This window comes from Pseudomonas sp. 34 E 7 (assembly GCF_900005715.1).
Taxonomy (GTDB): Bacteria; Pseudomonadota; Gammaproteobacteria; order Pseudomonadales; family Pseudomonadaceae; genus Aquipseudomonas; species Aquipseudomonas orientalis_A.
Genome location: NZ_CVTX01000109.1, coordinates 1 through 11,442 on the forward strand (window position 1 = coordinate 1; position 11,442 = coordinate 11,442).

Consider the following 11,442-nt stretch of genomic DNA (forward strand, 5'->3'; position numbering starts at 1 on the left):
GCAGGTCGACCGGGCACCGACCGCCGATGCCCGGCTGCTGGCCCAACAAGTGCGCGCGTGCGTCGAGGAAACCGTCGAGCAGGTGATCCATCATGTCGGGCGCGCCGTGGGTGCCGGGCCTTACTGCAAGGACCCGCACTTCGCCCAATTGATGGCGGACTTGCCGGTGTATGTGCGTCAAAGTCATGCCGAACGCGACCTCGCCGCCCTGGGCGAACAGGTGGCGGGCGAGCCGTCAGGGAGGTGGCAGTTATGAAACCCAACCCGATTGTTGGCCAGGGCACGTCGCTGCATTATTGGCAAACGTCGTCGCGCCTGGCTGAACTGCCGCATATCAGCGTCGAGCAACTGGTACCGCAGGGGCGACACGCGGTAATCATCGCCCCGCACCCGGACGATGAAGTGCTCGGCAGCGGCGGTTTGCTGCAGGGCCTGGCTGCCCTGGACCGGCCCATTCAGTTGATCTCGGTCACCGACGGCAGCGCCAGCCATCCGGGCTCCGAACTGTGGCCGGTGCAACGCCTGAGCGTGGTGCGCCCGCAGGAATCGGCGCAGGCCCTGCACCGCCTGGGTTTGCCGCTGCACAGTTTGAAGTGGCTGCGCGCCGGGTTTACCGACAGCAAGGTCGCCGAGCGCGAGGAAGAACTGGCCGCCTTCATCCAGCGCTACCTCAAGCCCGACGACGTGGTGTTCGCCACTTGGCGTGAAGACGGGCATTGCGACCATGAGGCGGTCGGCCGCGCCAGCGCGAAAGCCGCCCAGGCAGTGGGCGCGACGTTGTACGAACTGCCGGTGTGGACCTGGCACTGGGCGACTGCCGAAGATGGCATGGTGCCTTGGGACCGGGCGCGCAAGATCCCTTTGACGCCCGAACAGGTGGCGCGCAAACGCCATGCCATCCACGCCTTCGCCAGCCAGTTGGAGGGCGACCCGCAAGTCGGCCTGCCGCCGGTATTGGCGCCCTATGTGGTGGAGCGTTTGCTGCAACCTTTTGAAGTTGTGTTCGTGTGAGCGTGACGACGCCTTATTTCGACCGGATGTTCGAGGGCAACGACGATCCCTGGGCGTTTCGTCAACGCTGGTATGAACAACGCAAACGCGCATTGACCCTGGCCGTCCTGACCCGGGCGCGCTACACCTCGGTGTTCGAGCCCGCCTGCGCCAATGGCGAGTTGAGCGCCGAGCTGGCGGCGCGCTGTGATCGCCTGTTGTGCTGCGATACGGCGAGCGCTGCGGTGGCGCTGGCCAGCAAGCGGCTGGCCGGTTTTTCCAACGTGCAGATAGAGCAGCGCTGTCTGCCCGAACAATGGCCATCGGGGCAATTCGAGCTCATCGTATTGAGCGAGTTCTGTTACTACCTGGACGCTGCTGATCTTGAGCGCCTGGCCGAGCACTGCCTCGCCGCCCTGGCGGAGGGCGGCCAACTGCTGGCCTGCCATTGGCGCCCGCGCATCGAAGGTTGCCCGCAAACCGCCGAACAGGTGCATGCGCTGCTTGAGCAACGACTGGGGCTGCACGCGGTGGTACGCCACCATGAAGACGATTTTCTGCTCGACCTGTGGGGCCGGGATGGCGCCTCGGTGGCACGCCTTGAGGGCCTGCGATGATCGGCATCCTGATTCCGGTGCATAACGAAGAAGCGTTGTTGGGCGAATGTCTGAACGCTGCGTCAATCGCAGCCATCCATCCGGAATTGCAGGGTGAAGCGGTGCATATCCTGGTCGTCCTCGACAGTTGCAGCGATGCCAGTGCGGCGATTGCCCAAGCGCACGGCGTGCAGAGCCTGCCGGTGCAGGCACGTAATGTCGGGCATGCCCGCGGTGCAGGGGCGCGGCATCTGCTGAATCAGGGCGCGCGCTGGATCGCCTGTACGGACGCCGACAGCCGCGTTGCCCCGGACTGGCTGGTGGCGCAACTGGCGCTGGGCTGCGACGCGGTCTGCGGCACCGTGACCGTTGACGCCTGGAGCGAAGGCTTCGACGCGGCGGCGCAGATACGCTATCACCAGGCCTACGAAGCCCGCGACGGGCACCGGCATATCCACGGCGCCAACCTGGGCATCAGCGCCAGCGCCTACTTACAGGCCGGTGGCTTTGAACCGCTGGCCTGCCATGAGGATGTGCAATTGGTGCGCAATCTGGAGCGCTGCGGCGCGTCCATCGCCTGGAGCCATTCCCCCCAGGTAATTACCAGCGCACGCCTGGATTGCCGCGCCCAGGGTGGCTTCGGTGATTACTTGAAGGGCCTGCTGCAGGTTTCGTAAAAATACGACGTTGCGCCCGTTCGTCGTTGTCTATGCTCATACCTTCTCGCACGGCGCTCCAGGATCGGAGCGCCGCGCACTCACCGCAGCGCAGCCTGAGGTGAGCACAAGAGCGTCAACCGACAAGGATGTAGCACCCCATGAGAACCGCCTCGTTAAGCGAGGGCCGTCGCGGCCCCGCGCAAATCTGGAACAGCGCGCCACAGTTGGCGCAGATTCCCTTCATCAGTCTGGCCGGCCTCGTACCGCCGAGTGCCCGCGTGGTGGTGATCGCGCCCCACCCGGGCGATGAAGTGCTCATCTGCGGGGGCCTGCTGCAAATGCTCAGTACCCGTAAAAACCCGTTGAAACTGATCTCTATCACCGATGGCAGCGCCAGCCACCCCGGCTCCCGGGTCTGGTCGGCCGGGCGCCTGAGTGTGATTCGTCCCCAGGAAAGCGCCGAAGCGCTGCGCCGCCTGGGCATGCCGCTGCACAGCCTGAAATGGATTCGTGGCGGGTTTTGCGACAACGCCCTGGCCAGCCACGAGCAACAGATGAGCCAATTCATCGCCCGTTACCTGATGCCGGATGACGTGGTGTTTACCACTTGGCGCCATGATGGCAACGATGATCACGAAGCCGTCGGCCGTGCCAGCGCCGACGCATGCAATCGGGTCGGTGCGCAGTTGTATGAGCTGCCGATGTGGGCCTGGCACTGGCCCGCACGCGAAGGCTCGGTGATGCCGTGGCAGCGTGCGCGCAAGGTGTGCCTGGATACCTGGAGCGTGGCGCACAAACTCCACGCCTTGCATGCCTATGCCAGCCAGCTCACGGGCGACCCCGCCATCGGCCTGGCGCCGATGCTCGCCCAAGTGTTGCTGGAGCGCATGCGTGAGCCTTACGAAATCGTCCTCACCTAGCGGGAGGCGGCAAAACGCCACTGCTCCGCGCGTGAAAAATTCGTTAACTGATTCATTCTTAGGGCTTTTTCCTACAGACCCGATCTGCCACACTGATGCGAATAATTATCAACATATTTATTATTCGCCACGGACGGCATTCGGGGAGAGTTACGTTCATGTCTGTGCAACACCACGGCGGTAAAGGGTTTTCACCCAGTTTGATAGCGATGGCTATCTGTCTGACCACCTCCCACGCGGCCCTCGCCGCCGGCGCCGCCACTCAGCCCGGCACCATAGAACTGGGCGCCACAGAGGTTTCCGGCCAGCAGCTTGGCGAAACCACCGAGGGCAGCCAGTCGTACACCACAGGCTCGATGAGCACCGCGACCAAGCTGCCGCTGACCCTGCGCGAAACCCCACAGGCCGTCACCGTGATTACCCGTCAGCGCATGGATGACCAGGCGATGACCAGCATCAACGATGTGGTCAATGCCACCCCGGGATTGTTCCTCAACTACTCCAACGGCCCCGGTCGGCAGGCCTACACCGCGCGCGGTTTCAACGTCGACAACCTGATGTACGACGGCATTCCCAGTGGCTATAACGGCGTCAATGTAGGCGCTCAGCCGAACCTGGCGATGTTCGATCGCGTCGAGGTGGTACGCGGCGCTACCGGCCTGGTGACCGGCGCCGGCAACCCGGCGGCGGCCATCAACCTGATTCGCAAGCGGCCCCTGGACGAGCAGAAAGTCACCCTGACCGGCGCTGCCGGCAGCTGGGACGACTACCGTGGCGAACTCGACGCCTCCAGCCCCCTCAATGACAGCGGCACCTGGCGTGGCCGGGTGGTCACCTCCTACCGCGACGCCAACAGTTTCATCGACAAGGTCGAGCAGGATCACGGCCTGTTCTATGCCGTGACCGAAGCCGACCTGAGCGAGGACACGCGCCTGACCCTCGGCTACTCCAACCAGAAAGACAAGACCAACTACTTCTGGGGCTCGTCGATGATCGGCCTGGATGGCCATCACCTTGGCCTGTCGCGTTCCTACAATCCCGGTACCGACTGGGAGAACAAGGACCAGGAGATCAACACCGTTTTCGTCGAGTTGCGCCAGCAGTTGGCCAACGACTGGAAACTGCAGGTCAACGCCAATTACGCCGAACAAGATGCGCTGTTCTCCGGCTCCTACCAGTCGCGCTGGGTCGAGAACACCCTGGGCCGCACGGTGTACCAGGCCGCCATCGATGAAAACCAGGCCGGGATCGACGCCTTCGTCAGCGGCCCGTTCCAGGCATTCGGGCGCACCCATGAGCTGGTGGTGGGCGCCAGCAAGCGCATCTTCGACATGACCACCCACAACTACAGCCCGTACGATCTGAATTGGCCGATCAATGCCGGCAAGCCGAACTTCACCCGCACCACCAACCAGCGTGACGTCACCACCCAGGACGGTGTCTACGTCACCACGCGCCTGAGCCTGGCCGACCCACTCAAGCTGATCCTCGGCGGGCGCCTGGACTGGTACGACTATGACAACCGCGACGGTGACGGCGACTATAAGGTCACCCGCAACCTCACCCGCTACGCAGGCCTGATCTACGAGCTCAATGACCAGCACTCGGTGTATGCCAGCTACAGCGACATCTTCACGCCGCAAAAAGAAAAGAGCACCGGTGCCACTCCGCTCAAGCCCATTGTCGGCAAAAACTATGAAGTGGGCATCAAGGGCGAATACCTGGGTGGCGCGCTGAATGCCAGCGTGGCGCTGTTCCGTGTCGACCAGGAAAACCGTGCCGTGCAGATCGTTGTGCCGGACTGCCCGCAGGCGTCCTGCTATCAAGCCTCGGGGGAGATTCGCAGCCAGGGTATCGACTTCGAATTGCAGGGCGCCTTGACCGAGAACTGGCAGGTCGGCGGTGGCTACACCTACGCGCGCACCCACACGATCAAGGACGCCGCCAACCCGCAGAAGGTCAACAAGCAGTTCGACACCGACACCCCGGAACACCTGTTCAAGGTCACCACCCGCTACAACTTCCAGGGCCCGCTGGAAAAACTTCGCGTGGGCGGCAACGTGTCCTGGCAGAGCCGCATGTACAACGACATCCAGTTGGCGGACGGCAGTACCTATCGGCTCAAGCAAGGCGGCTACGCCGTCACCGACCTGATGGCCGGGTACCGCGTCAACCAGCACCTGGATCTGCAACTCAACGCCAACAATATCTTTGACCGCCACTACTACCAGTCCATCTCCGAGTCCGTCAGCTATGGCGGCGACTCCTACGGCAGCCCGCGCAACATGATGCTGACGGCCAAGTACAGCTTCTGATCGTCATTGCAACCTCGGCTGCCCGCTCGGGCAGCCGTTCTTAAAGTCTCCCTGCGACGTGCCGATAACCGATTGTCGGACCTTGACGCCGCACCCGCCTGGCTCTTTACCGGCCGCGCGCGTGGCACGCCGCGTGCTAGATTCCTGGCCAACCCACATGGAGTAAACGTGAATGCCCCTCCGCACACGCTTTCTGGAGCACTACCGCAAGGCCGACCGCATCATGCTGGCGCTGATCTGGCTGATGTTCCTGTTCTCCCTCGGGCTGGGGTTCTGGCATGACACCTTCACCCAGGCGTTGATCGTCGGTGGCGGCACCGGCGTGGTGCTGACCGCGCTGTATCGCGCCATCGGCGGCACCCGCGTGATGCGCTGCGCACTCGGTGCAGGCCTCATGGTGATGGCCGCCTTGCACATCAACCAGGCGCACGGTGTGATCGAAGCGCACTTTGGTATCTTCGCGCTGCTCGCGGTGTTGACGTTCTACCGTGACTGGCTGCCGATCCTGGTGGCGGCACTGACCATCGCCGTGCATCACCTGGTGTTCCACGCCCTGCAGCACCAAGGCTGGCCGGTGTTTGTGATGGAACACCACGGCGGCTGGACCATGATCTTCGTCCACGCCTTCTATGTGGTGATGGAGTCCGTCGCCCTGCTCTACCTGGCCGTGCACAGCCACGCCGAGGCGGTCGAAAGCCAGGAAATGCTGGAAAAAATGCTCGCCGTCACCTCGCAGTTCAGCGAAGAAACGGCCAAGGGTGAGGACAAGGAGCGCGTGTCCCTGGCCAAGCGCTTCGACCACTTCCTGCAGCAGCTCACTCACCTGATCGACGGCGTCGCACGCGATTCCCATGGCCTGGGCCAACTCGGCCAGGAACTGGCCACGGCCAGCGGCACCCTGGAAAAAGGCGCGCGGCATCAACTGGCGCAAATCAATGAAATGACCGGCTCGATGCAGCGCATGGAAGACGCCACGGGTCACATCACCGTGCACGTCGAACAGGCCGTGGAGCACGCCGGCCAAGCCAGCCAGCAGATTGAGCGCGGTCAGCAAAGCGTGGGTCGCGCCCAGCATGAAATCACGCAACTGGCCTCGCGCATCAATGGCACGCAATCGACCGTGCAATCGCTGGCCGTGCAGGCGGAGCAGATCGGTTCGGTGCTGGAGGTGATCAGCAGCATCGCCAACCAGACCAACCTGCTCGCCCTCAACGCCGCCATCGAAGCCGCCCGCGCCGGCGAACAAGGCCGTGGTTTTGCCGTGGTCGCCGACGAGGTGCGCAGCCTGGCCCAGCGTACCGCCCTCTCCACCCAGGAAATCAGGACCATCATCGAAGGCTTGCAGCAAGGCAGCCGCCAGGCGGTCGAAGCCATGCACGACAGCCGCCAGGGTGTGGAGCGTTGCGTGGAAGACAGCCAGGTGGCCGTCGATATGCTGCGCGCAGTGGGCGAAGACATTGCGCATATCGACCAACTCAATGGCCGCATCGTCACCACCACCCGCGAACAAAGCTCGGCGAACCTGGAAATTGTCGAGCGCCTGCAATCGGTGCAGCACATCGCGCAAAACACCGCCGACGACGTGGAAACCCTGGCCCGCAGCAGCGAACGCCTGCCACCGATCGCCGTACGCCTGGATGCGCTGGGGCGCAGGTTTCATCCCTGATTCAATACCCGAGCGGTCGAGCCATTGCCAGGCTCGACCGCGCTCACAGGCAGCGGATTAAGCCGTTGTTTTGGTGACCGACTCGCTCACGAAGTCCTGATACGTGCGCAACGGGCGCCCGATAATCGCCTCAAGCCGCGCCACGGCGCCCTCCGCTGCCTGCATGCCGAACGCCTGGATACCTTCCATCATCAGGCGCATGTCATACGCCAGCCAGGCCGGACCGTAGGCGGCCAACTGTGTTTCAAACGCGGCAACGTCATCGCCGCCATAGGCGATCTCGCGGCCCAGGGCCGAACTCCAGAGCTTGGCCACACCGGCCCCCGTCAGCGCCTGCGGCCCTACCAGTTCCAGCGTCACGCGCTCCAGCGCAGTCGCGGACCGATCGCGTCGCAACAGCTCTGCAACGGCTATATCGGCAATGTCCCGCGTATCGATCATGGCCACACCGGCCGAGCCGATAGGCATCGGGTACACCGAATAGTCCTGGATCGTCTGCTGGACCATGCGGTCGTTTTGCATGAAGTACGCCGGGCGCAATACCGTCGCCGGAAGGTCGAGGCTGTCGATCATGCGTTCAACGGTGTGCTTGCCGGTGAAATGCGGCACCTGGGTGAAAGTGTCGGCATGGATCACGGATAAGTAAACGATGCGCTGGATACCGGCCTCCCGAGCGAGGTTCAACGCGATGAGCGCCTGCGTCACCTCGTCGGGCGTGACGGCATTGAGCAGAAACAGGGTGCGCACCGACGCCAGCGCGGCGCGCATGGACGCGACATCAGTGAGGTCGCCGACCACTTGGGTGACGCCGGCCGGGAATGCCCGCTTACCTGCCTGGCGCACCAGGGCGTTGACCTGCGCGCCTTGCGCGGCAAGGCCTTGGGTGACGAGTGAACCGAGGGTGCCGGTGGCGCCGATGACGAGAATGCTCATGGTTGAAACTCCTGCGGGTGGATCAGTGGGTTGGGGTTCGAATGCAAAGTAAACCGTTGCATAACGAAAACGAAGACCACAGAATCCAGAAACCTCGTCTCAAAAACGGAACACCATGAACCTCAACGCGCTGATCGACTTCATCCAGGTCGCCACCCACGAAGGCCTGGGCAAGGCCAGCCGTGCGAGCGGCGTGTCCAAGGCCACGCTGTCGCGCCGAATCGCCGACCTGGAAGAGCAACTGGGTGTGCGACTGATTGAGCGCAGTGCGCGCGGGCTGAAACTGACCGAAGCCGGCGAGCTGCTGATGTCGCGCACCCAAGGCCCCCTGGGTGAAGTGACTGAAGCCATGACCGCCGCACGCGAGGGCGTTTCGACGCCACGCGGACGTTTGCGCGTGGCGGCGCCGATCCTGTTCTCCCAACTGGCCATGGGTGCGATTGGCGCCCGCTTCTGCGCAGCTTATCCGGAGGTTGTGATTGAGGTCGTGGCCGACGATCGCCAGGTGGATCTGGTTGAAGAACAATTCGACGTCGCCATTCGCATCAACCCGAGCCCGGACAGCGACCTGGTCGGCAGGTGCTTCGCCACCGACCGCCTGATCGTGGTGGCAGCGCCGCAAATACCCAAACCGCAGCCTGGCGCGATCAGGTCCGTAGGCAGCATCGTCACAACGGGCTTCACGCCGACCCAATGGCACCTGGACGGCGGGGAGTTGATACTGGAGCCGATCCCCAGGCTGCAGTTTTCTTCGCTACTGATGGTGCGCGATGCGGCGATCGCCGGTGGTGGCGCGGCCCTAATTCCCCAGTCCATCGCCGGAGCCTCCTTGGCCCGGGGCGAACTGGTGCAATGGGGCACGGTCGCCGGGATCGAGCCGCAGCTTTGGGTATTGCACACCTCCAGGCGCCTGGCCGCGCCCAAAGTGCGCGCCTTCGTCGACTTCCTGTGCGCGCAATACCCGGATATGGCACTGGTGCTGCGCGGTTGAACATGCTGGCGCCTGGCGCATTCATGAATTCTTTTCATGAACCCTTGCCGAGTCTGGTCCGAGATAAACCCGGGTCCAAATGTGGGAGGGAGCTTGCTCCCGATAGCGATGTGTCAGTCACCGATGCATTTACCGACTTTACACATCGGGGCATAGCTACACACCGCCGTAGCCGGTAACCACGATGCGAAGCGAGCCGCTCTTGATCTTGATCTGCTTTTGATCTTGATCTCAGGCGCCCCGTTAAACCACGCTGGCCGAACGCAGGCTTGAATCCGTGGGCAACCCGGCAGGACGCCGGGTTAGCCGCACTGGGCCATGGATGGCGCGTGGCGGCGGCCCACGGATTCAAGCCTTCGATCGGGCACACCGAGCCTAGGCGAGGTGCCGAGTGGTGGGGCAAGAGCGTTTTGCTTACTTTTGCGCTTTTCAAAAGTGAGCCGCCGTCAGGGCGGAACCCTAAGTGGCCGTTACCGCAGAAACGGATATGTACCCGGTCCAATCCAGCATCCTGGTCAGCCCCGAGGCCGCCATCGGGGGCAAGCCCCCTCCCACATTTGGACCGAGGTGTGTCAGATGGATACGCGTCGGTTGCCAAGCGACCGAAGGGCAACGACCGCACTGCACATCATCGCCTTACAACCGCACACGACGAAACTCTTGCAGCATCCTTCGGTCGATGCTTTCAAGAGGCCCACGGTGCCTCCGTTGCCTTGTGTGTGTGCGTGTGAGTGAATGCCTGCGGAGACGGCCATGAAAGAAGCCCTGAACGATTTGCCCGGCCCTATAAAACGACAGGCTGACAGAATTCTGCGTGAGATCGAACTGGCGGGGTCAATGATTCTTGCCGTCAAAGGCGGTGCCAAGGCCCAAGGGTTTGTGCTGGGAATCACCTGCTGTGAAGGGCTCACTTCCGAGCGCTGCGAAGCGTTGGCAAGCCATTTTGACAGCGTGGTGGAACAACGGCTGAGGTCGCTGACACTGGGGCTGTAATGCCCGCAATAGCGCCGCCGCAGTCCGGGCTTTAAAAGCGACGAACAACCTCCTACACTGCCGGGAATTTCCGTTCGCCTGTGCAGCTTCGCTTTTCTGCCCGCCTCCCACCAGGACTACAGACATGCGCCTGCCCGACTTCATTCTGGAAAACCTCGAGCCGATACTGCAGGCTTGGGAAGATTTCGCCAGAACCATCGACACCCCGGGCGAGGAACTCGACAGCGTCGCGCTGCGCGATCATGCCGAGCAGATGTTGCGGGCCATCGTCAGCGACCTGCGCACCAAGCAGACCCGCCAGGAACAAATCGCCAAGGCCCAGGGCCACGCACCGGAGGACGAACAGGAAACTGCGGCCGAAACCCACGCAATGACGCGGCTGATGGCCGGGTTCACCATCGACCAGATGGTCTCCGAATACCGCGCGCTGCGCACCAGTGTGGTCAGCCAGTGGATGCGCCAGGTCAAGGACGGCACACCGATCAACGTCGACGACATGACCCGATTCCATGAGGCCATTGACCAGGCCCTGGCCGAGTCCATTGCCAGCTATTCACGGGCCGTCGAGGCCTCACGCAACATGTTCCTGGGCATCCTCGGCCACGATTTGCGCACCCCACTCGGCGCAATCCTGCTGGGTGCCGACGTGTTGCGCCGCTCCCAGGACGCCGGGGCGCGGGCGACCAAGATCGCCAATCAGGTCTACACCAGCGTGCGCCGGGCAAGCCAGATCGTCGGCGACCTGCTTGACCTGACTCGCTGCCAGATGGGGCCGGGCATCCCGGTCAAAACCAGCGAAATAAACCTCTCGCCGCTGTGCCAGCGCGTGGTCGAGGAAATTCGCGCGTTTCATCCCGAAGCCATCGTGATGTTCGACGCGAACACAAACGTATCTGGGCAGTTTGACGGCGGGCGGATGGAGCAGGTGTTTTCGAACATCATCAGCAACGCGGTGCAACATGGCGACACCACACGGCCTATCCAGGTCGAGCTGGGCATGCACGAGGACTTCGCCGTCTTCACTGTGCGCAACAGCGGTGAAGCGATACCCGAGGACGTGCTCCCGTTCATATTCAACCCCATGGGCCGTTTCTCCCAGCGCACCGCCATCCACCACGGCCCCACCGAAGGCCTGGGCCTTGGCCTGTTCATCGCCTCGGAAATCGTCGCCTCCCATAGTGGATCGATTGAGGTCAGCTCCGACACGGAACAGGGCACGGTGTTTCAGGTGAGGATTGCGGTCAATCGATAACTTCGGCCACCGTAACCACGATGCGAAGCGAGTCGCCCTTGATCTTGATCTGCTTTTGATCTCAGGCGCCCCGTTAAACCACGCTGGCCGAACGCAGGCTTGAATCCGTGGGCAACCCGGCAGGACG

Annotated in this window: 10 protein-coding genes and 1 pseudogene; 10 read left to right on the forward strand and 1 reads right to left on the reverse strand. The window is 63.0% G+C overall.

Translation table 11 applies throughout. The features are described 5' to 3' along the window. The 7 genes and pseudogenes from BFP96_RS09205 to BFP96_RS09235 all read left to right on the forward strand — a co-directional run. A pseudogene (locus BFP96_RS09205) lies at positions 1 to 256 on the forward strand (acyl-CoA dehydrogenase); the annotation flags it as partial. Beyond that, the gene (locus tag BFP96_RS09210; protein WP_065896864.1) at positions 253 to 1,011 is read left to right on the forward strand and encodes a PIG-L deacetylase family protein; all 759 of its coding nucleotides are present in this window, start codon (positions 253 to 255) and stop codon (positions 1,009 to 1,011) included. The pseudogene BFP96_RS09205 and the gene BFP96_RS09210, both read left to right, overlap by 4 nt. Then, positions 1,008 to 1,607, forward strand: coding sequence for an SAM-dependent methyltransferase (locus tag BFP96_RS09215; RefSeq protein ID WP_065936066.1), 600 nt, complete (start codon positions 1,008 to 1,010; stop codon positions 1,605 to 1,607). Before BFP96_RS09210 ends, BFP96_RS09215 begins: the two co-directional genes overlap by 4 nt. Next, complete coding sequence (locus BFP96_RS09220; RefSeq protein ID WP_065896863.1) at positions 1,604 to 2,263, forward strand: glycosyltransferase; 660 nt, start codon at positions 1,604 to 1,606, stop codon at positions 2,261 to 2,263. Before BFP96_RS09215 ends, BFP96_RS09220 begins: the two co-directional genes overlap by 4 nt. Before the next feature lie 140 nt (positions 2,264 to 2,403). Further along, the gene (locus tag BFP96_RS09225; protein ID WP_065936067.1) at positions 2,404 to 3,165 is read left to right on the forward strand and encodes a PIG-L deacetylase family protein; all 762 of its coding nucleotides are present in this window, start codon (positions 2,404 to 2,406) and stop codon (positions 3,163 to 3,165) included. Positions 3,166 to 3,323: 158 nt separating this feature from the next. Then, a complete protein-coding gene (locus BFP96_RS09230; RefSeq protein WP_065936068.1) occupies positions 3,324 to 5,480 on the forward strand; it encodes a TonB-dependent siderophore receptor in 2,157 nt (718 codons plus the stop codon). Between the two features lie 172 nt (positions 5,481 to 5,652). Then, the gene (locus tag BFP96_RS09235; protein ID WP_065896860.1) at positions 5,653 to 7,146 is read left to right on the forward strand and encodes a methyl-accepting chemotaxis protein; all 1,494 of its coding nucleotides are present in this window, start codon (positions 5,653 to 5,655) and stop codon (positions 7,144 to 7,146) included. 57 nt (positions 7,147 to 7,203) lie between these two features. Here the strand turns inward: BFP96_RS09235 and BFP96_RS09240 are convergent, their stop codons facing one another. Next, positions 7,204 to 8,079: an NmrA family NAD(P)-binding protein gene (locus BFP96_RS09240; RefSeq protein ID WP_065893238.1), complete on the reverse strand. Its 876-nt coding sequence runs from the start codon at positions 8,077 to 8,079 to the stop codon at positions 7,204 to 7,206. Between the two features lie 115 nt (positions 8,080 to 8,194). Here BFP96_RS09240 and BFP96_RS09245 point away from each other — a divergent pair, with 115 nt between their 5' ends. The 3 genes from BFP96_RS09245 (at position 8,195) to BFP96_RS09255 (ending at position 11,315) form a co-directional block, all read left to right on the forward strand. Continuing rightward, a complete protein-coding gene (locus BFP96_RS09245) occupies positions 8,195 to 9,070 on the forward strand; it encodes a LysR family transcriptional regulator (RefSeq protein WP_065936069.1) in 876 nt (291 codons plus the stop codon). A gap of 753 nt (positions 9,071 to 9,823) precedes the next feature. Then, positions 9,824 to 10,063 carry a hypothetical protein gene (locus tag BFP96_RS09250; RefSeq protein ID WP_065886662.1) on the forward strand — a complete coding sequence of 80 codons (240 nt, stop codon included), beginning with the start codon at positions 9,824 to 9,826 and terminating at the stop codon, positions 10,061 to 10,063. 124 nt (positions 10,064 to 10,187) lie between these two features. Then, complete coding sequence (locus BFP96_RS09255) at positions 10,188 to 11,315, forward strand: sensor histidine kinase (RefSeq protein WP_065936070.1); 1,128 nt, start codon at positions 10,188 to 10,190, stop codon at positions 11,313 to 11,315. Positions 11,316 to 11,442: the final 127 nt, after the last annotated feature.

Bases quoted from the DNA above. Each gene is read 5' to 3' on its own strand.
- BFP96_RS09240 (WP_065893238.1), bottom strand. From the start codon at position 8,079: ATGAGCATTCTCGTCATCGGCGCCACCGGCACCCTCGGTTCACTCGTC.
- BFP96_RS09210 (WP_065896864.1), top strand. From the start codon at position 253: ATGAAACCCAACCCGATTGTTGGCCAGGGCACGTCGCTGCATTATTGG.
- BFP96_RS09245 (WP_065936069.1), top strand. From the start codon at position 8,195: ATGAACCTCAACGCGCTGATCGACTTCATCCAGGTCGCCACCCACGAA.
- BFP96_RS09255 (WP_065936070.1), top strand. From the start codon at position 10,188: ATGCGCCTGCCCGACTTCATTCTGGAAAACCTCGAGCCGATACTGCAG.
- BFP96_RS09220 (WP_065896863.1), top strand. From the start codon at position 1,604: ATGATCGGCATCCTGATTCCGGTGCATAACGAAGAAGCGTTGTTGGGC.
- BFP96_RS09235 (WP_065896860.1), top strand. From the start codon at position 5,653: ATGCCCCTCCGCACACGCTTTCTGGAGCACTACCGCAAGGCCGACCGC.
- BFP96_RS09250 (WP_065886662.1), top strand. From the start codon at position 9,824: ATGAAAGAAGCCCTGAACGATTTGCCCGGCCCTATAAAACGACAGGCT.
- BFP96_RS09230 (WP_065936068.1), top strand. From the start codon at position 3,324: ATGTCTGTGCAACACCACGGCGGTAAAGGGTTTTCACCCAGTTTGATA.
- BFP96_RS09225 (WP_065936067.1), top strand. From the start codon at position 2,404: ATGAGAACCGCCTCGTTAAGCGAGGGCCGTCGCGGCCCCGCGCAAATC.